The sequence below is a fragment of the Bradyrhizobium sp. CCGB01 genome, assembly GCF_024199795.1.
Taxonomy (GTDB): domain Bacteria; phylum Pseudomonadota; class Alphaproteobacteria; order Rhizobiales; family Xanthobacteraceae; genus Bradyrhizobium.
Map to the genome: position 1 here is coordinate 8,252,856 of NZ_JANADK010000001.1, position 22,759 is coordinate 8,275,614.

Annotated in this window: 24 protein-coding genes; 12 read left to right on the top strand and 12 right to left on the bottom strand. The window is 64.4% G+C overall.

The window, feature by feature from the left end:
* Window positions 1-2: 2 nt before the first annotated feature.
* The 6 genes from NLM25_RS38805 to NLM25_RS38830 form a co-directional block, all read right to left on the bottom strand.
* Window positions 3-371: a nuclear transport factor 2 family protein gene (locus tag NLM25_RS38805; protein WP_254123183.1), complete on the bottom strand. Its 369-nt coding sequence runs from the start codon at window positions 369-371 to the stop codon at window positions 3-5.
* Window positions 372-453: 82 nt separating this feature from the next.
* Complete coding sequence (locus NLM25_RS38810; RefSeq protein WP_254123184.1) at window positions 454-921, bottom strand: MarR family winged helix-turn-helix transcriptional regulator; 468 nt, start codon at window positions 919-921, stop codon at window positions 454-456.
* A 27-nt stretch (window positions 922-948) separates the two neighbouring features.
* Window positions 949-2,559 (bottom strand): acyl-CoA synthetase, encoded by a 1,611-nt coding sequence (locus NLM25_RS38815; protein ID WP_254140391.1) that lies wholly within the window; start codon window positions 2,557-2,559, stop codon window positions 949-951.
* Window positions 2,560-2,690: 131 nt separating this feature from the next.
* Window positions 2,691-3,830: an epoxide hydrolase family protein gene (locus tag NLM25_RS38820; protein WP_254140392.1), complete on the bottom strand. Its 1,140-nt coding sequence runs from the start codon at window positions 3,828-3,830 to the stop codon at window positions 2,691-2,693.
* 227 nt (window positions 3,831-4,057) lie between these two features.
* Complete coding sequence (locus tag NLM25_RS38825) at window positions 4,058-4,513, bottom strand: GatB/YqeY domain-containing protein (RefSeq protein WP_254140393.1); 456 nt, start codon at window positions 4,511-4,513, stop codon at window positions 4,058-4,060.
* 33 nt (window positions 4,514-4,546) lie between these two features.
* Window positions 4,547-5,275, bottom strand: a complete 729-nt coding sequence (locus NLM25_RS38830) for an alpha/beta fold hydrolase (protein WP_254140394.1) — start codon at window positions 5,273-5,275, stop codon at window positions 4,547-4,549.
* A gap of 146 nt (window positions 5,276-5,421) precedes the next feature.
* On the opposite strand from NLM25_RS38830, the gene carA reads away from it, so the two are divergent.
* Together carA and NLM25_RS38840 are read left to right on the top strand one after the other, a co-directional pair.
* Entirely contained in the window at window positions 5,422-6,612 is a 1,191-nt protein-coding gene (gene carA, locus NLM25_RS38835) for a glutamine-hydrolyzing carbamoyl-phosphate synthase small subunit (RefSeq protein WP_254123189.1), read from the top strand.
* Between the two features lie 122 nt (window positions 6,613-6,734).
* The gene (locus tag NLM25_RS38840; RefSeq protein ID WP_254140395.1) at window positions 6,735-7,256 is read left to right on the top strand and encodes a cupin domain-containing protein; all 522 of its coding nucleotides are present in this window, start codon (window positions 6,735-6,737) and stop codon (window positions 7,254-7,256) included.
* Window positions 7,257-7,365: 109 nt separating this feature from the next.
* On the opposite strand, the gene NLM25_RS38845 is transcribed toward NLM25_RS38840, so the two are convergent.
* Window positions 7,366-7,890, bottom strand: coding sequence for a Dps family protein (locus tag NLM25_RS38845; RefSeq protein WP_254123191.1), 525 nt, complete (start codon window positions 7,888-7,890; stop codon window positions 7,366-7,368).
* A gap of 113 nt (window positions 7,891-8,003) precedes the next feature.
* Between NLM25_RS38845 and NLM25_RS38850 the strand changes: the two genes are divergently transcribed.
* Entirely contained in the window at window positions 8,004-8,705 is a 702-nt protein-coding gene (locus NLM25_RS38850) for a class I SAM-dependent methyltransferase (protein ID WP_254140396.1), read from the top strand.
* 246 nt (window positions 8,706-8,951) lie between these two features.
* Here NLM25_RS38850 and NLM25_RS38855 read toward each other — a convergent pair whose 3' ends face one another.
* Complete coding sequence (locus NLM25_RS38855; RefSeq protein ID WP_254140397.1) at window positions 8,952-9,323, bottom strand: helix-turn-helix transcriptional regulator; 372 nt, start codon at window positions 9,321-9,323, stop codon at window positions 8,952-8,954.
* Between the two features lie 113 nt (window positions 9,324-9,436).
* Between NLM25_RS38855 and NLM25_RS38860 the strand changes: the two genes are divergently transcribed.
* The 3 genes from NLM25_RS38860 (at window position 9,437) to greA (ending at window position 14,899) form a co-directional block, all read left to right on the top strand.
* The gene (locus NLM25_RS38860; protein WP_254140398.1) at window positions 9,437-10,606 is read left to right on the top strand and encodes an MFS transporter; all 1,170 of its coding nucleotides are present in this window, start codon (window positions 9,437-9,439) and stop codon (window positions 10,604-10,606) included.
* 141 nt (window positions 10,607-10,747) lie between these two features.
* Complete coding sequence (carB, locus tag NLM25_RS38865; RefSeq protein ID WP_254140399.1) at window positions 10,748-14,212, top strand: carbamoyl-phosphate synthase large subunit; 3,465 nt, start codon at window positions 10,748-10,750, stop codon at window positions 14,210-14,212.
* Between the two features lie 213 nt (window positions 14,213-14,425).
* Entirely contained in the window at window positions 14,426-14,899 is a 474-nt protein-coding gene (gene greA, locus NLM25_RS38870; protein WP_027547666.1) for a transcription elongation factor GreA, read from the top strand.
* Between the two features lie 134 nt (window positions 14,900-15,033).
* Here the strand turns inward: greA and NLM25_RS38875 are convergent, their stop codons facing one another.
* A complete protein-coding gene (locus NLM25_RS38875; protein ID WP_027547667.1) occupies window positions 15,034-15,513 on the bottom strand; it encodes an Lrp/AsnC family transcriptional regulator in 480 nt (159 codons plus the stop codon).
* 265 nt (window positions 15,514-15,778) lie between these two features.
* Here NLM25_RS38875 and trxB point away from each other — a divergent pair, with 265 nt between their 5' ends.
* The 5 genes from trxB (at window position 15,779) to NLM25_RS38900 (ending at window position 19,796) form a co-directional block, all read left to right on the top strand.
* Entirely contained in the window at window positions 15,779-16,744 is a 966-nt protein-coding gene (trxB, locus tag NLM25_RS38880) for a thioredoxin-disulfide reductase (protein ID WP_254140400.1), read from the top strand.
* A gap of 4 nt (window positions 16,745-16,748) precedes the next feature.
* Window positions 16,749-17,672 carry a LysR family transcriptional regulator gene (locus NLM25_RS38885; protein WP_254123197.1) on the top strand — a complete coding sequence of 308 codons (924 nt, stop codon included), beginning with the start codon at window positions 16,749-16,751 and terminating at the stop codon, window positions 17,670-17,672.
* 449 nt (window positions 17,673-18,121) lie between these two features.
* Complete coding sequence (locus NLM25_RS38890; protein ID WP_254140401.1) at window positions 18,122-19,030, top strand: 4-hydroxy-tetrahydrodipicolinate synthase; 909 nt, start codon at window positions 18,122-18,124, stop codon at window positions 19,028-19,030.
* Window positions 19,031-19,367: 337 nt separating this feature from the next.
* Window positions 19,368-19,517, top strand: a complete 150-nt coding sequence (locus NLM25_RS38895) for a hypothetical protein (protein ID WP_254140402.1) — start codon at window positions 19,368-19,370, stop codon at window positions 19,515-19,517.
* 132 nt (window positions 19,518-19,649) lie between these two features.
* Window positions 19,650-19,796 (top strand): hypothetical protein, encoded by a 147-nt coding sequence (locus tag NLM25_RS38900; RefSeq protein ID WP_254123201.1) that lies wholly within the window; start codon window positions 19,650-19,652, stop codon window positions 19,794-19,796.
* Between the two features lie 75 nt (window positions 19,797-19,871).
* Here the strand turns inward: NLM25_RS38900 and NLM25_RS38905 are convergent, their stop codons facing one another.
* The 3 genes from NLM25_RS38905 to NLM25_RS38915 all read right to left on the bottom strand — a co-directional run bounded on the left by NLM25_RS38905 (window position 19,872) and on the right by NLM25_RS38915 (window position 21,495).
* Window positions 19,872-20,549, bottom strand: coding sequence for a ParA family protein (locus tag NLM25_RS38905; protein ID WP_025032179.1), 678 nt, complete (start codon window positions 20,547-20,549; stop codon window positions 19,872-19,874).
* 410 nt (window positions 20,550-20,959) lie between these two features.
* Window positions 20,960-21,334 (bottom strand): hypothetical protein, encoded by a 375-nt coding sequence (locus NLM25_RS38910; protein WP_254140403.1) that lies wholly within the window; start codon window positions 21,332-21,334, stop codon window positions 20,960-20,962.
* Window positions 21,335-21,354: 20 nt separating this feature from the next.
* Window positions 21,355-21,495 carry a hypothetical protein gene (locus NLM25_RS38915; protein WP_254140404.1) on the bottom strand — a complete coding sequence of 47 codons (141 nt, stop codon included), beginning with the start codon at window positions 21,493-21,495 and terminating at the stop codon, window positions 21,355-21,357.
* Window positions 21,496-21,816: 321 nt separating this feature from the next.
* Between NLM25_RS38915 and NLM25_RS38920 the strand changes: the two genes are divergently transcribed.
* Window positions 21,817-22,752: an AEC family transporter gene (locus tag NLM25_RS38920; protein WP_254140405.1), complete on the top strand. Its 936-nt coding sequence runs from the start codon at window positions 21,817-21,819 to the stop codon at window positions 22,750-22,752.
* The last annotated feature ends 7 nt before the right edge of the window (window positions 22,753-22,759 follow it).

Here is a 22,759-nt window from a genome sequence, read left to right on the forward strand (position 1 = left end):
GACTATTTTCCGTAGAAGGCTTCGCTGCGCACCACACGGCCCGCATCGTCGAAGTCCATGAATTCGCTGGCGCGGGTGTCGCCGAGTTGCCACCACACCGTCAGCCGCGCGATCGCCTCGTCCCAGCTCCAGTTCAGGATCTTGAGGTCGGCGCTCTCGATGTGACCATAGGCTTTTCGCCAATAGGCGCGGATGTTCTCGGCGCCCGTGACGACCGGAGAACCGGTCAACGTCAACGCCAGAGGACTGCGCATCTGCGCATTGTCGGCAAAATGCGCGACGACCGCGTCGATATCGACCCGGCACCAGCTTGCGCACCAGGCCGCGACAAAGCGTTCGGCGGCCGCGCGATCCATCTTCCATCCGCTCATGGCGGAGCCCTCCCCCGGCTCGTTGGCCGGGAAAGTGGCAAAGCCCGCCCCTCATGTCAACCATGTTGACTTGAAGAAAACGTCAGCTGTTGTCGGCGATCGCCCCCATGACGGCCATCCATGCCGCCGCACCCGGTGCCCCGACGCGGTCGAACGCCTCGCGCATCACTTTGCGCTCGTGTCCCGAAGCCGTTTGCTCGACCTTCTGCCCCGCAGCCGTGAGGCGCAGCAGCTTGGAGCGATGCTGCTCGGGTGCGCGCTTCGACGTCAGGAGCTTGCGCTCCAGCAACAAATTGAGCGGACGGTTCAGGGCCTGCTTGGAGATGCCGAGCACTTCGATCAGCGCGCCGATCGCGATGTCGGGCCGGCGCGCCACCACATAGAGGATGCGATGGTGCGGGCGCGACAGGCCCTGTTTCGCAAGATAGTCGTCGGCCTCGAGCGTCATCCCGCGCCAGCCGTAATACATGAGCTCGAGGGCCGCATCGAGATCGTGCAGCTTGTCGAGAGAGGCGCGGTGAAGCCCCGCGGCTTGAGACGTCTTTGCCATTGTTCCGATTGCGCCGAATTGAAAGACCTAACCCCTCGCCCGCAACTCGCGCCGCAGCACCTTGCCCGTGGCGGTCATCGGCAGCGTCTCCGCGAACTCGACGAAGCGCGGATATTCGTGGGCGGCGAGCTGCACCTTGACGAATTCCTGGATCTCGCGGGCGAGTGTGTCGCTTGCGTCAAAGCCCGGGCGCAGCACGATCCAGGCCTTGATCGATTCGGTGCGGATCGGATCGGGAATGCCGACCACGGCGGCCATCGCCACCGACGGATGCTTCATCAGCGTGTGCTCGATCTCGGAGGGGCCGACGCGATAGCCGGCGGTGGTGATGACGTCGTCCTCGCGGCTGACGTACCAGAAATAGCCGTCCTCATCCTGGATACCGAGATCGCCGGTCAGCAGGAATTCGCCGGCATATTTCTTCGCCGTCGCCTCCGGATTGCGCCAATATTCGATCATCGTGCACGGGCATGGCTGGCGCACGCCGATGATGCCGCGCTGCCCCGAGGGCAGCTCCTCGCCCTTGTCGTTGACGATGCGGACATCGAAGCCCGGCGTCGCCTTGCCCATCGACCCCGGGCGGATCGGAAACAGGTTGGAATTGCTGCCGATCACGAGGTTGCACTCGGTCTGGCCGAACACTTCATGCGCGTCGATGCCGAAGGTTTCGCGCACCCAGCCCAGCAGCTCGCCGCCGAGCGATTCCCCGCCGGTGAAGATGCTGCGCAGCTTGACGCCAGGATGCTTCACGCCGGCCTGCCGCATCAGCTTCAGCGCGGTCGGCGGCAGGAAGACGTTGCGGACGCCGAGATCGGCCATCATCTGCATCGCCGCCTGCGGCTCGAATTTTCGCGCGCGGTGACCGACCAGGGGGATGCCGTGGTACCAGAACGCGAACAGGCCGTTGACGAGGCCGCCGATCCACGCCCAGTCCGCCGGTGTCCACATCAGATCGCCGGGCCGCGGCAGGAAGTTGTGGCACATCTCGACATTGGGGAGATGCCCGAGCACGACGCGGTGCGCATGCAGCGCGCCCTTCGGATTGCCCGTCGTGCCTGAGGTGTAGATGATCAGTGCGGGATCGTCGGGGGAGGTGTCGACGGTCGCAAAGTCCTCGGATGCGGTTTCGATCGCCGACCAGAACGGTTTTGCGCCGGCGTGGACGGCGCCGCTCGTGATATAGATGTCCTGCAAATAGGGCAGCCGGTCGCGGATCTTCGTGAGCTTCTCCCAGCCCGCCTCGTCGGTGATGATCGCCTTCGCTTGCGAATTCGACAGGCGGAATTCCAGCGCATCCTCGCCGAACAGCGCGAACAGCGGGATCGAGATCAGGCCCGAGCGGAACGCCGCCATATGCGCGATCGGCAATTCCAGCGACTGCGACAGGAACACCGCGACGCGGTCGCCGCGCGCAAGGCCATCCGCCTTCAGCACATTGGCGAAGCGGCGCGACATCTCGGCGACCTCGTCGAAGGACGTGCGTGTGGTGGAGCCGTTCTCGTCGACATAAACCAACGCGAGGCGGCCGGTGCCGTCGGCATGACGGTCGCAGCACGCCTCCGCCATGTTGAAGCGCGCTGGGACATCCCAGCGGAAGTTGCGATAGAGCTCGTCGTAGGTTGCGGCTTCGGTCAGCATGGCCCGGCGTTTCCACGGTCTCGGCGTCATGGCCGGGCTTGTTCCGGCCATCCACGCACTCGTTTTCTTGTGCCTAGTCTAAGCTCGTGGATGCCCGGGACAAGCCCGGCCATGACGGCCCAGTTGCGCGGCTACCGCACCGACGCGAAGAACTTGCGGACATCGCGCACGAACAGCTCCGGCTGCTCGAACGCGGCGAAATGCCCGCCCTTCTCTATCTCGCTCCAATGCGTGATATTTGGAAAGTTCGGCTCCATCCAGCGCCGCACCGGGGTGATGATCTCCTTGGGGAACACGGCGACGCCGGTCGGCACGGTGACCTTGGGCGTCGTCCGGCGCCTGCCAAAACTTTCCCAATAGAGCCGCGCGGAGGATGTCGCCGTCTCCGTCACCCAATAGAGCATGACGTTGTCGAGCAGCTCGTCCTTGGTGAAGATGTTTTCGGGATGGCCATTGCAATCGGTCCAGGCCCAGAACTTTTCGAGGATCCAGGCCGCCTGCCCGCTCGGTGAATCCGTCAGGCCATAGCCGAGCGTCTGCGGGCGCGTCGATTGCTGCTTGGAATAGCCGGAATCGAGATCGACATAATGCTTGAGGCCGGCGAGTGCGCGCTTCTCTTCCGCCGTCGGCTCGCCCTCGACCTTCGGCGCCGAATTGAAGGCGAGTGTGATGTGGATGCCGGCGCAGTGTTCGGCGTCCTGCGCGCCGAGCGAGGTCGTCACGGCAGAGCCCCAGTCGCCGCCCTGCGCGCCGTATCGCGCGTAGCCGAGCCGATGCATCAGCTTCGCCCAGGTCGCGGCGATGCGATCGACGCCCCAGCCGGTGCTCTCCGGCTTTGCCGAGAAGCCAAAACCCGGCAGCGAGGGACACACCACATGAAACGCATCCGCAGGATTGCCGCCATGCGCGGCAGGATCGACCAGCGGCGCGATCACCTTCTGGAATTCGACGATGGAGCCGGGCCAGCCATGGGTGATGATCAGCGGCAGCGCGTTTGCTTCTTTCGAGCACACATGCAGGAAATGGATGTCGAGCCCGTCGATCTCGGTGGTGAACTGCGCGAAGCGGTTGAGCTTTGCCTCGCGGGCGCGCCAGTCATAACCGTTCGCCCAATAGCCACAGATCTCCTGGATCCATTTCAGCGGTGCGCCCTGGCTCCAGTCGTCAACGAGCTCCGCCTCCGGCCAGCGCGTGCGGGCAAGGCGCGACTTGAGGTCGGTGAGGATGTCGTCGCTGATGGCGATGCGAAACGGTGTGACGGCGCCGGTCATCGGTTGCCCCCCGATTGTTTCTGTCGGGAGAGAGTAGACCGGATTGATGCGGCATTACAGCTGCCCCTTCTCCCCTTGTGGGAGAAGGTGGCGCGAAGCGCCGGATGAGGGGTTGTTTCCGCGAACTCATGTCGTGAGAAGGGCAGCACGCGGATAGAAACCCCTCACCCGTCTCGCCGCTGCGCGGCGAGCCACCCTCTCCCACAAGGGGAGAGGGTAAGAAAGAGCTAGCCCGACAGCGCGGCCTTCACCAGGCCGCTGGCCTTGCCGAAATCCATCTGGCCGGCGTACTTCGCCCGCAACACGGCGATCACCTTGCCCATGTCCTTCATGCCGGCAGCGCCCGTCTCGGCGATCGCGTCCGCGATCGCCTTTTTCACTTCGTCCTCAGACATCTGCTTCGGCAGATACGCCGAGATCACCGCGATCTCCTCGCGCTCCTGGGCTGCGAGCTCGGCGCGGCCGCCCTTGTCGTAGAGCTCGACCGATTCCTGGCGCTGCTTGATCATCTTCTGAAAGACGCCGAGCAGGTCCGCGTCCGACAGCGGCGGTTTGCCCTGCCCGCGCGCATCGATGTCCGCATTCTTGATGGTCGAGTTGACCATGCGCAGCGTGGACAGCTTGCGCTCGTCCTTGGCCTTCATGGCCTCCTTGACCGCATTGTTGATGTCGTCGCGCAGCATGATCGTGATCCCTTCGAATATCCGACGCCTGATCTAGGCCGTTCGCGGCCCCGAGACAACCGGGGTTCCCAGCCATTCGACCAGCGCTCGCGTCGTTGCCTCGGGCTGCTCCGGCTGCGGCAGATGTCCGCAATCGCGGAGGACGACCAGCTTCGCGCCGGCAATGCCCTCCGCCATCTCCGTCGAGAACGCGTTGGGAATGGTGTTGTCCTGATCACCGGTCAGCACCAGAGTCGGACATTTGATCGTCGCCAGCGTCGGCCGCGAATCCACCCGCGCGATGATCGCGGTCTGCTGCCGCAGATAGCCTTCGACGCCGACGTCCTCGCCCTGCTCATGCACGAGCTGGCGGATCGATACGTCGTCCCGGCGCGAAGGATGCACCAGCTCGGGAAACATCTCCTCGCGCGCCGCCTGCAACTCGCCGCGCCTGGCACGCTCCATCAGGCCGCGGCGACGCGCGGTCGCCTCCGGCGTATCGGGCCGGGCCTGGGTGTTGATCAGCGCGAGCCTCGAAACCCGCTCGGGCGCCTGGCGCATGATCTCGAGCGCGATGTAGCCGCCCATGGAATGGCCGGCGAGCGCAAAGCGCGGCGGCGCCTCGCTCAGCACGCGGGCGGCGATCGCCGCCATGCTGTCGTCGCGGATATGGTTGGCAACCATCACCGGGCCGAACCGCCACAGCGCCGGGATGACCGGGGCGTAAATCCGGGCCGAGGAGGCCAGCCCCGGAACCAGCAGAAGCGGGGTGGTCTGGTCCATTATTGCCTCGCAAGCCCAGGAAATTGCCGGAAATTATTCTGCCAAGCTTAAGTGCCTGAGGGGACCTGTCAAATATGCAAAAACGCATGTGAATCCCTGCTTTGCCGCTTTGACGGACGCGCCCGCGGCGACTATGAAACGCGCTCATGACACAACATGAAAACGATACCGCCTGGCCGGACCATAAACCGACCGCGCTCCTCGTGCTCGCCGATGGCACGGTGCTCGAGGGCTTTGGTCTCGGCGCCGAAGGCCACGCCGTCGGTGAAGTCTGCTTCAACACCGCGATGACCGGCTATGAGGAGATCCTCACCGATCCCTCCTATGCCGGCCAGCTCATCACTTTCACCTTCCCGCATATCGGCAATGTCGGCACCAACGAGGACGACATCGAGACGGTGAACATGGCCGCGACACCCGGCGCGCGCGGCGTGATCCTGCGCACCGCGATCACCGATCCCTCGAATTACCGCGCCACCAAGCACCTCGACCAGTGGCTGAAGACGCGCGGCATCATCGGCCTCTCCGGCATCGACACCCGCGCACTGACCGCGCTGATCCGCAGCAAGGGCATGCCCAATGCGGTGATCGCGCACGCCAGGAACGGCGAGTTCGACCTGCATGGCCTGAAGGAAGAAGCGCGCGAATGGCCGGGCCTCGAGGGCATGGACCTCGTGCCGATGGTCACCTCGGGCCAGCGCTTCACCTGGGACGAGACCCCCTGGCTGTGGGACAAGGGCTTTGGCCGCCAGGACAAGCCTGAGTTCAACGTCGTCGCCATCGACTACGGCATCAAGCGCAACATCCTGCGCCTGCTCGCCGGCGTCGGCTGCAAGGTGACGGTGGTGCCGGCGACGACTTCGTCCGACGACATTCTGGCGATGAAGCCGGACGGCGTGTTTTTGTCGAACGGACCGGGCGATCCGGCCGCGACCGGCAAATACGCGGTGCCTGTCATTCGGGACGTCATCAAGTCGGGCACGCCGACCTTCGGCATTTGTCTGGGCCACCAGATGCTCGGCCTCGCCGTCGGCGCCAAGACCAAGAAGATGCATCAGGGCCATCACGGCGCCAATCACCCCGTGAAGGACGAGACCACCGGCAAGGTCGAGATCACCTCGATGAACCACGGCTTTGCCGTGGACGAGGCGACACTGCCACAGGGCGCGACGCAGACCCACATCTCGCTGTTCGACGGCTCCAATTGCGGCATCCAGCTCGACGGCAAGCCGGTATTCTCGGTGCAGTACCACCCCGAGGCCTCGCCAGGCCCGCGCGACTCGCACTACCTGTTTCAGCGCTTTGCCGATCTGATGCGGCAGAAGAAGAGCGCGTAAGGCGCTCTCTTGCGCCTCCCTTGACGACATCGAGCCCGGGCCTGGTCCCGGGCTCTTGTCATTGAGGAACGTCGGCTGACGGCCCTCGTTGATCCCTGCTACGCTCACGCAGGAGCCCCATCATGTCCGTCGTCCGCGACAAGGCCGAGCCGCTCGCCATCGTCTTCGAGGATGATGGGCTCGTGCCGAACAACATCCTCCCGTTCCTGGTCTACCAGGGTGCGGTAAAGCTCGATTCCAGGCAGCCGGAAGAGACGATCGAAAACCTGTTCGAAGCGAACGGCTGGGGCGGCACGTGGCGCAATGGCGTCTATGATTATCTGCATTATCACGCGACGGTGCATGAGGTGCTTGGCGTTGCGCGTGGCAGCGCCCGCGTTCGCTTCGGTGGCGACCACGGGCAGGAGCTGGAGATCAAGGCGGGTGACGTTGCGATCCTGCCCGCAGGCACAGGGCATCAGTGCATCGAGGCGAGCAGTGATTTCTGCATCATCGGCGCCTACCCGCCCGGCGCGAACATGGTGGTGACGCGGGCCACGCCGGAGAACCACGCCAGGGCGTTGAAGACGATTCCGGAGGTCGCGCTGCCGCCGGCCGATCCGGTGACGGGCAAGGATGGGGCGCTGATGAGGTTGTGGCGATAGACAAGAGCGCGGTGCCGTAGGGTGGATTAGCGAAGCGTAATCCACCTCTTCCGTTTCCGCGGAGACGTGGTGGGTTACGCCTTCGGCTAACCCACCCTACGCATCCTTCCTACGCCTCGTTGCCGCCTTCCTGGCGGGTGGCTTCGAACAGGAACCAGGTGCGGCGCTCGGTCTCGTCGATGAAGTTCTCGAGGATGCTGGCGCTGGCGACATCGCCGGCCTCGTCGCACACCTCGTGCGCCTTGCGCATCGCGCTCGCGACGTGCTTGTTGTCCTGCATCAGCTCGCGCAGCATCTCGCGCGGCGGGACGTAGTCTTCATTGTTGTCCTTGATGGTCTGGAGTTTGGCGACCTGACCGATCGACTTCAGCGTGGTGCCGCCGATCTTGCGGACACGTTCGGCCAGCTGGTCGGTGGTGGCGAAGATCTGGTCGGACTGCTCGTCGAGCAGCAGATGATAGTCGCGGAAATGCCGGCCGCTGATGTGCCAGTGGAAATTCTTGGTCTTCAGATACAGCGCGAACGCGTCGGCCAGAAGCACGTTGAGCGCCTCCGAGACCTTCTTGACACCATCTGGCGACAGATCGGTGGGGGTATCGAGATCGGGCGAGACCTTGCTGGGGGCTTTGCTCACGGGAAACCTTCCTGTTAGGACGCGGACATTGACGGCGCGCCGCCGCACCCCTAACGCAGGCGGGCAGCGCCGGTTCCTTCAACGGAACCGTTTGGCCGGGACCCTCGGATATCATGGACGATTGGATCGACTATTACGACTCCACGCATACGATCTATGTCAGCAAGCTGCATCGCGATTTGCACTTCCAGATCATCGCGCGGGACATCATCGGCTACATCTCGTCGCCCGAGGCGACCGTGCTCGACTATGCCTGCGGCGAGGCGCTGTCGGCGACCCAGGTGGCAGCTAGCTGCGGCAAGCTGATCCTCGCCGAGCCCGCCCCCGGCGTGCGCGGCCGGCTGATCGCGCGATTTGCCCCGAATACAAAAATCCGTGTCCGCTCGCTCGACGACGTCCGCAAGATGCAGGACCAGTCCATCGACCTCGTGGTGATGAACTCGGTCGCGCAATACATGGCGCCGGAGGAGCTCGATGCTGCGCTCATCAGCATCCGGCGGCTGCTGACACCGTCCGGCAAGCTGGTGCTCGGAGATATCCTGCAGCCCAACGTCGGCATGTTCAGGGATGTGATGGCGCTGCTCAGCTTCGGCCTGCGTCACGGCTTCCTGAAAGACGCGCTGATCGGGCTGATCAGCACCGCGTTGTCAGATTATCGTCATCTGCGCACGCGCATCGGGCTGCAGCGCTATAGCGAGGACGAGATCGTCGCCAAGCTGACCGCGGCCGGTTTCGCTGTCCAGCGCGCCCACACCAATATCGGCCATAATCGCTGGCGCATGACTTTCATCGCGCGGCCGCCTCTGGTTCGTTAAGCATAACGATTGCCCGAGGTGGCTTGTTACCTGCCGATCGGTAAAGATCGGCGCGGCCCGGTGGCGGAAGCGTCTACGCGAGGGCGGTGCATCGCTCTTTATCCTGGTTCAAATCCAGGCCGGGTCTCCACGCTTCGCTCCTGCGGGGCTACGCGTGGCGCAGCCACGCAAGATCCGCAGGGAGGAAGCGTGTCCGGCGTAGCTTGAGCGACGCGAGAGCGAAGACGGACTGTCCACTCCAGAAGCTCAATCCATTTCCATCGTTTCGCACGCGGGGAGCAGCTGAAGCCGCTCGGCATCCTTTGCCGCAGAGCTGATCACGGCATCGAGCAATCCCGGAAAGCGTGCATCCAGATCCTCGCGGCGCAGCCGCATGAAGCGGTTGGTTCCCGCCACGCGCGTGAGCATCAGGCCGCATTCGCGCAGCTTGGCGAAGTGATAGGCGAGATTCGACTTGCCGCTGAGCGCGTTGAAGTCGCCGCAGCAGAGTTCGCTGCTGACACGTTCCTGCTGGGCGAGCTGATAGACGATCGCCAACCGGATCGGATCGCTCAGGCAATCCAGAACCATCGGCAGCTCGATCTGCTCGCGGGTGGGGTGGAGAGGCGTGCGGCTCATGACCCGGGAATGATAGCGAAGCGGCCGCAATGTTCAATAGTTCTTGAACCAATTGACTCTACATCCACCGCATTCAATAGTTCAATAAACGTTGAACATAGGGATATCATCCAATGAGCGTGTTCTGGCTGGCCTTGGCGGCCTTTGCGATCGGTACGGAAGGCTTTGTCATTGCAGGGCTTTTGCCGGCGATCGCCACGGACCTCACGATTTCGGTCTCGGCCGCCGGGCAACTCGTGACCGCCTACGCCCTCACCTATGCGGTCGGCTCGCCGATCCTGGCGGTGGCGCTCAACAACATCGATCGCCGGACCGTGCTGGCCCTGGCGCTCTCGACCTTCATCGCCGGAAATCTCGCCGCGATGGTGGCCTCCGACTACGCCCTGCTGCTGGCCTCGCGCATGTTGATGGCGCTGGGCTCCGGGCTGTGCATGCCCACCGCGCTCGCCGTATCGGTCGCCGTCGCCGCGCCCGAGCGGCGCGGCCGTGCGGTGGCGCTGGTCACGTCGGGCCTCACGGTTGCGACCGTCATCGGTGTTCCCCTCGGCAATCTGGTCGGCAGCCTGCTCGGCTGGCGCGCAACCTTCGCCATGGTGGCCCTGATCGGCGCCGTCGCGCTCGCCGGGCTTCTGCTCGGCCTGCCCAAGGGTCTGCCGCGCAACACCGCCTCGCTCAGCGAACGGCTGGCGGTGGCGCGTCACGGCCATGTCCTGACCGCGCTTCTGATCACGATTTTATGGGGGCTCGGCGGCTTCACCGTGTTCACCTATTTCGCGGTCCCGCTGCGCGGCCTCGGCTTCGATGCGACGCAAATCAGTCTTGCGCTGCTGGTGTTCGGCGGCGCGGCGGCGATCGGCAACCTGCTCGGCGGCATCCTGGCCGACCGGCTCGGGACGCTCGCCACCGCCGCCCTCGGCCTCGCCGGCATGGCCAGCGCCCTGATCCTGCATTCGCTGGTCCTGAAGCTGATGCCCGGACAGGCCCATTACGCGGTGCTGGGCGCGATCTTCCTCTGGGGCATCTCGGGATGGGCGTTCTATCCGGCCCAGATCGCCAGCATCATCCGGATCGAGCCGCAGGCCTCGATGATCGCGCTCTCGCTCAACGCCTCCGCCATGTATCTCGGCTTCGCCATCGGCGGGGCCCTGGGCGGCGCGGTGCTGGCCACCCTCTCGCCGACCGACCTTGGCTGGATCGGCGGATCGAGCGTTGCGGCCTCGCTGCTGGTGCACCTCGCCCGTGGCTGGCAGGCACGGCCAAAACCCGTCAAAATTGCCGGTTGATGGGCGTTTTTCGGGGTTTCGCCGCCCCGGAATCTGGTCTAAGACCCACCCGCGCGCGAGGGAGACCCCGCGCTCTCGCACAAGGGGACGCGCGGCAAGCGCGCCCTTTTTTTGTGCCCAGATTCCAGCCCGCGAGCGGTGATGCCTAAACGTACCGACATCTCGACCATCCTGATCATTGGCGCCGGTCCCATCGTGATCGGCCAGGCCTGCGAGTTCGACTATTCGGGCACCCAGGCGGTGAAGACGCTGAAGGAAGAGGGCTATCGCATCGTCCTCGTCAATTCCAACCCGGCCACCATCATGACCGATCCGGAATTGGCCGATGCGACCTATATCGAGCCGATCACGCCCGAGATCGTCGCCAAGATCATCGAGAAGGAACGTCACGTCATTCCCGGCGGCTTCGCGCTGCTGCCGACCATGGGCGGACAGACCGCGCTGAACTGCGCACTGTCGCTGCGCCGGCAGGGCACGCTGGAGAAGTTTGACGTCGAGATGATCGGCGCCACCGCGGACGCGATCGACAAGGCCGAGGATCGCCAGCTGTTCCGCGAGGCCATGACCAAGATCGGGCTCGAGACGCCGAAGTCGCGGCTCGCCAACGCCTCCGACCTGAAGAAGTCCTTCCGCGACAAGTACCAGGCGGAGCGCGCGAAGGCGTCCGGTGCGGAGCTCGCAGAGCTCGAGCGGCAGTGGACGCTCGGCGAAAGCGACCGCCGCAAGCGCTATCAGGATCATGCGCTGGGACAGGCGCTGATGGCACTGTCCGAGATCGGCCTGCCCGCGATCATCCGCCCCTCTTTCACGATGGGCGGCACCGGCGGCGGCATTGCCTACAACAAGGAAGAGTTCCTCGACATCATCGAGCGCGGCCTGGACGCGTCTCCGACCAACGAAGTGCTGATCGAGGAATCCGTACTCGGCTGGAAAGAGTACGAGATGGAGGTCGTGCGCGACAAGAAGGACAATTGCATCATCGTCTGCTCGATCGAGAACCTCGATCCGATGGGCGTGCACACGGGTGATTCCATCACGGTCGCGCCGGCGCTGACGCTGACCGACAAGGAATACCAGATCATGCGCGACGCCTCGCTGGCGGTGCTGCGCGAGATCGGCGTCGAGACCGGCGGCTCCAACGTGCAGTTCGGCGTCAATCCCGAAGACGGCCGCATGGTCGTGATCGAGATGAACCCGCGCGTGTCGCGCTCCTCCGCGTTGGCCTCGAAGGCCACCGGCTTTCCGATCGCAAAGGTCGCCGCCAAGCTCGCGGTCGGCTACACGCTGGACGAAATCGCCAACGACATCACCGGCGGCGCCACGCCGGCCTCCTTTGAGCCGACCATCGACTACGTCGTCACCAAGGTGCCGCGTTTCGCCTTCGAGAAATTCCCCGGCGCTTCCACCACGCTGACCACGTCCATGAAGTCGGTCGGCGAAGTCATGGCGATCGGCCGCACCTTCCAGGAAAGCCTTCAGAAGGCCTTGCGCGGGCTCGAAACCGGCCTCACCGGCCTCGACGAGATCGAGATCGAGGGTCTCGGCCAGCACGACGACAAGAACGCGATCCGCGCCGCGCTCGGCACGCCGACGCCGAACCGCATCCTTCAGGTCGCCCAGGCCATGCGGCTCGGCTGGACCAACGAGGAGATCTTCAACTCCTGCAAGATCGATCCGTGGTTCCTCAGCGAGATGCGCGGCATCGTCGACATGGAGCAGAAGGTCCGGAAGAACGGCCTGCCGGGCAACGCCTTCGGCATGCGCACGCTCAAGGCCATGGGCTTTTCCGATGCGCGGCTCGCCGTGCTCGCCGAGACGACGGAAGCCGAGGTGACCGCCAAGCGCCACGCGCTCGGCGTTCGTCCGGTCTACAAGCGCATCGACACCTGCGCGGCCGAATTCGCTTCGCCCACCGCCTACATGTATTCGACCTATGAGGCGCTGTTTGCAGGCGCACCTGCGGACGAGAGCTCGCCGTCGGACAAGAAGAAGGTCATCATCCTCGGCGGCGGGCCCAATCGTATCGGCCAGGGCATCGAGTTCGACTATTGCTGCTGCCATGCCTGCTTCGCGCTGCATGACGCCGGCTACGAATCCATCATGGTCAACTGCAACCCGGAGACGGTGTCGACCGACTACGACACCGCCGACCGGCTCTATTTCGAGCCGCTCACCGCCGAGGACGTGCTGGAGATCATCGCGAAGGAGCGCTCGAACGGCACGCTGCACGGCGTGATCGTGCAGTTCGGCGGCCAGACTCCGCTGAAGCTGGCGCGTGCGCTGGAAGCCGCCGAAGTGCCGATCCTCGGCACCTCGCCCGACGCCATCGACCTTGCCGAAGACCGCGACCGCTTCAAGCGCGTGCTCGACAAGCTCCGGCTGAAGCAGCCGAAGAACGGCATCGCCTATTCGGTCGAGCAGGCAAGACTCGTCTCCGCCGATCTCGGCCTGCCGCTGGTGGTGCGACCGTCCTACGTGCTCGGCGGCCGCGCGATGCAGATCATCCGCGAGGAGAACCAGCTCAACGACTATCTGCTCGGCACGCTGCCCGAGCTGGTGCCGGCCGACGTCAAGGCGCGCTATCCGAACGACAAGACCGGGCAGATCAACACCGTGCTCGGCAAGAACCCGCTGCTGTTCGACCGCTATCTGTCCGACGCGACCGAGATCGACGTCGATTGCCTCTGCGACGGCAAGGACACCTTCATCGTCGGCATCATGGAGCACATCGAGGAAGCCGGCATCCATTCCGGCGACAGCGCCTGCTCGCTGCCGCCGCACTCGCTCGAGCCTGAGATGATCGAGGAGCTGGAGCGGCAGACGCGTGAGCTGGCGCTCGGGCTCGACGTCGTCGGCCTGATGAACGTGCAGTACGCGATCAAGGACGGCGAGATCTACGTGCTCGAAGTCAACCCGCGCGCCTCGCGCACGGTGCCCTTCGTCGCCAAGGTGGTCGGCACGCCGGTCGCCAAGATCGCGGCGCGCATCATGGCCGGCGAGAAGCTCGCCGACTTCAAGCTGAAGAAGGCGGACTTCAAGCATGTCGGCGTGAAGGAATCGGTGTTTCCGTTCGCACGCTTCCCCGGCGTCGACACGGTGCTCGGCCCCGAGATGCGCTCGACCGGCGAGGTCATGGGCATCGACAGCTCCTTCGCGGTCGCATTCGCCAAGAGCCAGCTCGGCGGCGGCACGCGGGTGCCGCGCAAGGGCACTGTGTTCGTCTCGGTTCGCGAGAGCGACAAGACGCGCATCGCCGAGGCCGTTCGCGAATTGCATTCGCTCGGCTTCAAGGTGCTGGCGACATCGGGTACGGCACGCTTCCTGACCGACCAGGGCATCCCGACCGAGAAGGTGAACAAGGTGCTGGAGGGGCGGCCGCACATCGTCGATGCCATCACCAATGGCGACGTCCAGCTCGTCCTCAACACCACCGAAGGCCCGCAGGCGCTCGCCGACAGCCGTTCGCTGCGGCGCGCGGCCCTCTTGCATAAAGTGCCGTATTACACCACTCTTTCCGGGGCCGTGGCGGCCGCGCAGGGCATCCGCGCCTATCTGGGCGGGGACCTTGAGGTTCGTACCCTGCAGAGCTACTTTTCGGAAACCTGATCGCTAGCGGCGGTGAAGCCTCCGCTAAGTGATTGGCAATGAAGCCACAATGGCCGCAGGAACTGTCCGGCCATTGTGGCGGTTCTGTTCCGTTGCCAAGCCCATATCTGTCAGCTTCGGCGGCCCCATGCGTTGGGCTCCGGAAGACCGACGAATCAAGGTTGCGGCGCCCATCTGCTTTCTGGGGCGCACGATCGAAGGACGAGAGAGAAGATGGAAAAGGTTCCGATGACTTCGGCCGGATTTGCCGCGCTCGGGGAAGAATTGAAGAAGCGCCAGTCCGAGGACCGTCCGCGCATCATCGAGCATATCGCGGAAGCGCGTTCGCACGGCGACCTGTCGGAGAACGCGGAATATCATGCCGCGAAGGAAGAGCAGTCCCACAATGAAGGCCGCATCGCCGAGCTCGAGGACAAGCTCGCGCGCGCCGACATCATCGATATTTCCAAGCTGTCCGGCGACACCATCAAGTTCGGCGCCACCGTGACGCTGGTCGACGAGGACACCGAGAAGAAGACGGTGTGGCAGATCGTCGGCGAGGTCGAGGCCGACGCCAAGAAGGGCCGCATCTCCATCACCTCGCCGCTCGCGCGCGCGCTGATCGGCAAGAAGAAGGGTTCGACCGTCGAGGTCAACGCCCCCGGCGGCGCCAAGGCGTATGAGATCACCAAGGTGGAGTGGCGGTAAGGATTTGCCGCTGCGCGTGACGTCTAGAAAAAGGCCGCGCGGTGCGCGGCCTCTTTTGTGTCTGGGTGCTTTTGACCTCGCCCCTCTCGTCGCTGCGAGCGCAGCGCTGCGTCCGGAGCCGAGAGCGGAGCGAGTTAACGCCGCCCCTTCACGTCCAGCGGCACCGCGGCCTCGTATTTCGAGTTATGCAGCACCAGCGAGGTCCGCACGTTGCGCACATGCGGCGCGGCGGTCAGGTGGGTGACGAAATCCTGGAAGGTCGCCATGTCGGGGGCGACGCATTTCAGGATGAAATCGACCTCGCCCGACAGCATCCAGCATTCCCGCACCAGCGGCTCGGCGCGGACGAACTCCTCGAAGGCGCGCAAATCCGCCTCGGCCTGGCTGGACAAGTGCACGGCGGCGAACACAGTGACGTCGAAGCCGAGCTTGCGGGCGTCCAGGAGGCCGCGATAGCCGTGGATATACCCCTCCTCCTCCAGCGCCCGGACGCGGCGCAGGCAAGGTGGCGGCGAGATGCCGACGCGCTTGGCCAGCTCGACATTGGTGATTCGACCGTCGGCCTGGATCTCGGTGAGAATCTTCAGGTCGATCTCGTCTAGGTTCCGCGACACGTGATTGGAACTCCTGGCCTTTGCGGCGGTATTGGTGGGTTTGCCGCAATCCTCATAGCCAGTCCGCAGCGATTGCGCAATTTTATTGCGCGTGCAGCGCAATCGACTTTTGTTCCCTGTTGGAAAAATCCGCCGACAGGGAATGCAATTCTTGCATAGCTCACCAGAAGGCTTAGATTAGCTCTGATATTTCAGCGCCTCCGCGAGGCCTCCCGGCACGTTCCGCGCCCGCGCTGCAAATCCCCCGTGAAAGGCGTCCATCGAAATGTCCGCTCCTGTTCATGCAAAGGTCGTGATTATTGGCTCCGGCCCCGCCGGCTACACGGCGGCGATCTACGCCGCGCGCGCGATGCTCGAGCCGATCCTGATCCAGGGCATCCAGCCGGGCGGTCAGCTCACCATCACCACAGACGTCGAGAACTATCCGGGCTTCGCCGACGTGATCCAGGGCCCGTGGCTGATGGAGCAGATGGAGAAGCAGGCGCTTCACGTCGGCACCCAGATCAAGACCGATCTGGTGGTCAAGCTCGATACCACGCAGCGGCCGTTCCGCCTCACCTGCGATAGCGGCGACGTCTATCTCGCCGACGCCGTCATCCTCGCCACCGGCGCCCAGGCGCGCTGGCTCGGGCTGCCGTCCGAAGGGAAATTCCAGGGCGGCGGCGTGTCGGCCTGCGCCACCTGCGACGGCTTCTTCTACCGCGGCAAGGAAGTCGTGGTGGTCGGCGGCGGCAATACGGCGGTCGAGGAAGCCCTGTACCTCACCAACCATGCCTCGCAGGTCACCATCGTGCACCGTCGCGATCACTTCCGCGCCGAGCGCATCCTGCAGGAGCGTCTGTTCAAGCACCCGAAGATCAAGGTGGTCTGGGACTCGGCGGTCGACGAGATCTGCGGCACCGAGAACCCGAACAAGGTCACCCATGTGCGACTGAAGAACGTCAAGACCGGTGCCTTGACCGATGTGCGGACCGACGGCGTCTTCATCGCCATCGGACACGCACCGGCGACCGAGCTCGTGAAGGGCCAAGTCAAGCTCAAGCCCTCGGGCTATGTCGAGGTCGCACCGAACTCGACCGCGACCTCGGTGCCCGGCCTGTTCGCCGCCGGCGACGTCGCCGACGAGACCTATCGCCAGGCCGTCACGGCCGCCGGCCTCGGCTGCATGGCAGCACTCGAAGCCGAACGTTTCCTGGCCCTGCGCGCCAGCGAGCGCGCCGCAGCGGAATAAGATCATGCCTCGAACACGCGACGGATTTACGGATATGGATTGGGACAAGCTGAAGGTGTTTCACGCGGCGGCGGAAGCGGGCAGCTTCACGCATGCGGGCGAGCAGCTCGGCCTGTCGCAATCGGCGGTGTCGCGCCAGGTCTCGGCGCTGGAGCAGGAGCTCTCGGTCTCGCTGTTCCACCGCCACGCCCGCGGCCTGATCCTCACCGAGCAGGGCGACCTCCTGTTCCGCACCGCGCATGACGTGTTCATGCAGCTGCAGGCGGCGCGCGCCAAGCTGACCGACAGCCGCGAGCGGCCGAGCGGCGACCTCAAGATCACGACCACGCCCGGCGTCGGCATCAACTGGCTGATCCCGCGGCTCGGCGAATTCACCGCGCTCTATCCGGAGATCCGGATCTCGCTGATCGTCACCGACGAGGAGCTCGACCTGTCGATGCGCGAGGCGGACGTCGCGATCCGCACCCGCAAGCCGACGCAGCCGGATCTGATTCAGCGCAAGCTATTCGCGATGGGCTTCCACGCCTATTGCTCGCCTGATTACATCAAGCGCTTCGGCACGCCGCGCACGCTCGAGGAGCTCGACTCCCACCGCATCATCACGCTCTCCGACGGCAGCTTCGCGCCGCACTTGCAGAACCGCAACTGGCTGATCGAAGCGGGACGCAACGGCTCGGGCCCGCGCGAAGCCTACTTCAAGGTCAACAACATCCTCGGCCTCGTCCGCGCCTGCCAGCAGGGCCTCGGCATCGCCGCGCTGCCGGATTATCTGATCGAAGAACAGAGCCGCCTCGTGCAGCTGTTCGGAGAATCGGATTCGATCCAGCTCGACACCTATTTCGTCTATCCCGAGGAGTTGAAGACGGTCGCACGCGTGCAGGTGTTCCGCGACTTCGTGGTGAGCAAGGCGCAGCGCTGGCCGTCCTGATTTCCGCATGTCTGACATGCGGCCTCGGCTGTTGCTGCATGCCGCTCGTCAAGCTCATACTGCTTGCACGCTGAGCCTTCGCGTTGCGCATTTGTCCCCCTCCTCCAGTGGCGCGGGAGTTCAGTAATCCCTCTTGGAAGGTGATTGTGTCGGCCTCACGTGGCCAATACCTTAAGCCGGGCCCTCTGGGTCCGGCTTTTTTTCTGCCCTGTTCGGCCTTCGCGTTCCGCGTGTATTGACAGTTCCACGCATACCCCGCATCATTTACGAATGATCACGAAGTCGTGCGCAATCGTCTCGAAAAAAGGCCCCCATCCCGGGGCCTCGGATTTTTGCGCGCGCTAGTACAACTTCGTCATCGCAAGCAAATCCCGAAAACCCCGCCGCCTGGACGGGGTTTTTTCATGTGCCCTCCGTCTCAGGTTTTTTTCCCGAGAAGGAGATGGAATATGACCGGACTACAGGAACATTTGCACGGGCTGTGGCTGCCGCTGGTGACGCCGTTTCAGGGCGGCGCGCTCGACGAGAAGTCGCTGCGGCGGCTGACACGGCACTACAGCGCACAGGCCGTCGACGGCTTCATCCTGGGGGCGACCTCCGGCGAAGGCATGACGCTGCGCGAGGCCGAGCTCGAGCGGCTCGTCGCCATCGTGCGCGACGAGATGGCGGCGGGCCGCCGAAGCTTGCCGATCTGCCTCGGGCTGTCAGGCGCGGATACGTCGCGGCTGAAGGATCGCCTCGACGAGACCGCGGACTGGCCGATCGACGGTTATCTGATCGCAAGCCCCTATTATGTGCGGCCCTCGCAGCGCGGCCTGTCAGCGCATTTCGAGGCGCTCGCCGATCACGCCGCCTGGCCGATCGCGCTCTACAACATCCCCTATCGCACCTCGGTGAACATCACCAACCAGACCATGCTGCGGCTCGCCGAGCATCCAAACATCATCGGGCTGAAGGACTGCGGCGCGAGCCGTGAGCAATCCATCGCGTTGCTGCGTGACCGGCCGAAGGGCTTTCGCGTGCTCACCGGCGAGGATGCGAACTATTTCGAGGCACTCACCGACGGCGCCGACGGCGGCATCGTGCTGTCGGCGCATGTCGAGACCGCGACGTTTGCGGCGGTGTATGCCGAGGTGAAGCGCGGCAATTACGATGCGGCGCAGGCGCGCTGGCACGAGGTCGCCGAACTGACGCGGCTGTTGTTCACCGAGCCGAGCCCGGCGCCGGCGAAGTACTGGCTGTGGCGGTGCGGCCTCATCGACAGCCCCGAAGTGCGCCTGCCGATGGTCGAGATCGGCAGCGAGCTCGCGGCGACGATCGACCGCGAGATCGAGCGGCGGATGAAAGTCGCGGCGTAGCCGCTTCCTCTTCGGGCACGCGCTGCCCCTTCTCCCCTTGCGGGAGAAGGTGGCGCGAAGCGCCGGATGAGGGGTCTGCCTCCACGCGCTCCGTATTCGCCGAAAGATACCCCTCACCCGTCTCGCCGCTAACGCGGCAAGCCACCCTCTCCCACAAGGGGAGAGGGAAGGCAGCGTCGTGTCTGCTCGACAACGTTTCAATTTTTGGGAGGGTAAGACGCCGCCGTAGTTAACCGCAGGCGAACGGCCTTCGCATCCGCCGCATGGCGCATCCACGGCTCGTTTACGCAATCGGGCCTATCGTTGTCGTTCAAGGTCTTCCGGAGGGGGAATCACCATGGGGCAACGCACCCGGCCTACGGCCGCGAGCCAATTCGCGCCCGCCGATCTCTTGCAGGCAATTCTGGTGGTGTCGTCATTCGGGTTCTGGGCGGTGATGCTCGGCCTGATGCCGGTGCTGCTGTTTCGCGTCTGGCTGGTCGGCTGACGCGCGCACCCGCGCGGATGGTTAATCCGTGGTAGCACCTGTGTTCGAATGCGCGCGAGATCGCGACGCGGAATCTTAAAACATCCCGCCTATCACTGACGTGATTAAGCGAAGAAATCGCGGGGGCGTTTCGTGAATACTCAGAATGAAGTGGTGTCGCATTACGACGCCGGACAGCAGAGCTTTACCACCGAGGACATTCTCTGGGCCGCCGGCATCTGGTCGGTGATCCTCACCCTGTCGCCGGTCATCGTGTTCTACATGCTGATGGTGGCGTAGCTTTCATAGTGATCCCCACAAACGCAAAACGCGCGACATTCGCGCGTTTTCCGTCCGGGGAATGAATTATGAAAATTATGCCGCCTGCTTGTGCATTGCGCCGGAAGCCGACGCCGTGCCGCGAATAGCCTTCACTGAACGCTCGATCGCCGCCCACAGCCTTGCGATTTCCTGGGCCGCACGGCTCTCGGCCTGATATTCGCGCGCGCCTTCGCCGTGGCTGAGCGCCATCAACAAATCAGAACGGTTGGTGATCTGGCCGCCCCACACCGGAGCGCGGAATTTCGCCAGCGCCTCGCGGGCGATGGTGACGATCGGGCTCTCGGCCTCGTCGCGCTTGGCCGGCGCACCGTTGAGCACGACCGCGTAGGGCTTGCGCGCCGCACGGCACATCTGGATGGTTTCCTGCACCGCGTTGACGTCGAACACGCCGGGCCGCGCCGGAATGACCACCATCGTCGCGTTCTTGATCGCGTCGTCGACGACGGCCGAGAGGTTCGGCGGCGTGTCGATCAACACCCATTCATAACCGTCGCGCTTGGCAGCGGAGACGATGCCGCTGACCGAGTTCACGGCAGCCTTGATCGGCGGTTCGTTGGTGCCGCGCAGCTTGTGCCACAGCGTGAGCGAGCCCTGCGGATCCGCGTCCACCAGCATGACCTGCTTGCTCGCCTTGATCTGCGCAGCAAGATGTGCGGCGAGGGTACTCTTGCCCGAGCCGCCTTTACGCGATGCGAAAACAATAACGTTCATACCCTTGGCCTCCAGATTGACCCCAGGCCGCGAAAATGAATCACCACACTGATTCGGGAAAGAAAAATTTATCGGCAGTTGCCTTGCCGCCACGAAATAACAAGACGTGTTGGCTTTTGAGTCACACTGCCGTGAGCGACTGCGACACAAACTGCAATGAAACGCCGTTCACGCCGGTAATCGTGCGTTTTCCAGGCGGCAATGCGGGACAAAACGGCATGCAACCTCACCGCGCAAATCCTCTCGCAGCTCTCCGCCATCGAACGCGACCGTAATTGTCGCAAATGTCCGCATGGGAAGGCGAACAAAAGGAGTCCGGTGGCTGTCGCGTGGCTGATGCCCGAACATGCAAATGCCCGGGCCATCCTGCCCGGGCATGAGTTTCGGCCGAGGAACGCAGCGCCCCGCGTTCAGCCTTCGCTAGAGTTCTTCTTCCTGGCCGTCTTCGGCGCCGGCTTGGTGCTCTTCTTCGCAGACTTTGCCGGGGAGCTTTTGATGCTGGTCGGCTTGCCGGCGCGGACCTCGCCCCGCTCCGGTCCCGACCGGAAGAACGCCCGGCACTGCGGCGAGAGCTGCGACTTCTTCTGGATCATGCAGGCGGTGATGGCATCGACGTTCGGAACGAACTCGCCGCACAGCCGCATCGCATCCGGCGTGCAGGCCTGCTGCTCTTCCTGCGTGTAGGCGAAGCCGGCGCCGGGTTGGACCAGGACGGCCAAGCCGAGAGCAAGGGCAAGCGAGAGGCTTGCAGCGGCCAAGGATTGCTTGAAGCGAAACGCCGGCATCGATCCCCCCAAATGTCGAGTCAGAGCGAATAGTGGGTGAACGGGCGTTCGTTGGCAACGAGGCTCGCGGCGAAAGCTCGGACGTGTGCGGTCTCGGCAACAGGCGGTCGGACTGGCACCAGGCCGCTCAGCCCGGCGCCAGTGGCACTCTGCGCCGTCATCACCCGCCTCGTGCGCAATTGCGCACTGGGGCGGGTGATCCAGTATCCCAGAGACGTTCGTGGGCCCCCGAGAAGCCGCGGCGTACTGGATCTCCCGCTTTCGCGGGGGATGACAGCTGTGGGTGGGGTAAGACCAGCCCTTCCAACAAAAATGGGAAAACAACCCCATGCACAGTAGCCATGTCCCGGCAAACGCTACGGATTTCCAGGCGCTCTTACGGATTTTTCGAATCCGTTTTGACTCGTCGGGCAAAACAGGGGCATAATGCCATCGTTCGAAATTGCGTGGGGTGGTCAGCTTCCCCTTGAGGTGAGGGTCGCATGGCCACCGTGTTGATCGTCGCGCCGGTGTTCGCCCTGATCGCGGCCGGCTATGCGGCGGTGCTGTTTCGCTTCGTCACCGAGACCGCGCACAAGGGCATCTCCGAATTCGCCTTCAGCATCGCGATCCCCGCGCTGCTGTTTCGCACCATCGTCGTGTCGGAATTCCCCGACGTCAGCCCGTGGCGGATGTGGGGCAGCTATTACGGCGCGCTTGCCCTCACCTGGATCGCGGCGCTGGCGCTCTCAGTGCTGCTGCGCGCGCGGCGCGAGGACCGCGAGGACGGCGTCGTGTTCGCGATCGGCTCGGTCTACGGCAACATCGTGATGCTCGGCATTCCGCTCGTGCTCTCGGCGCTCGGCAACGAGGCCGCGGGGCCGATGGCGCTGATCCTGTCGGTGAACACGCCGCTGCTCTGGCTCTGCGGCATTTTGCAGATGGAGCTGGTCAGCCAAAAACGGACCGGCTCGCCCCTGTCCGTGATCCGCCCCGTGCTCGCCGACCTCGCGCGCAATCCGTTGATGCTGGCGATCGGCTTTGGCGTGGTCTGGCGCTTCACCGGCCTCGGCCTCAATCCGGTGGTCGACCGGACCATCGAGCTGCTCGCACAGGCGGGATCGCCGGCCGCGCTGATCGCGCTCGGCATCAACCTGTTCCGCTTCGAGGTGAAGGGCGAGAAGCTCAGCATCCTCGTGATGTGCGCGCTCAAGCTCGCGGCGATGCCCGCCGCCGCGTTCGTGCTGGCAAAGCTGCTGGGCCTGCCGCCGGTCGCAGCCGGCGTGATCGTGCTGTTCGCGGCCATGCCGACCGGCGCAAACGCCTACATCTTCGCGGCGCAGTACCAGCGGCTGGTGAACCCGGTGTCGGGCGCTGTGGCACTGGGCACGCTGCTGGCGGCGGTGACGTTGCCGGTGGTGGTGATGGTGGTGAGGTAGGACGCCT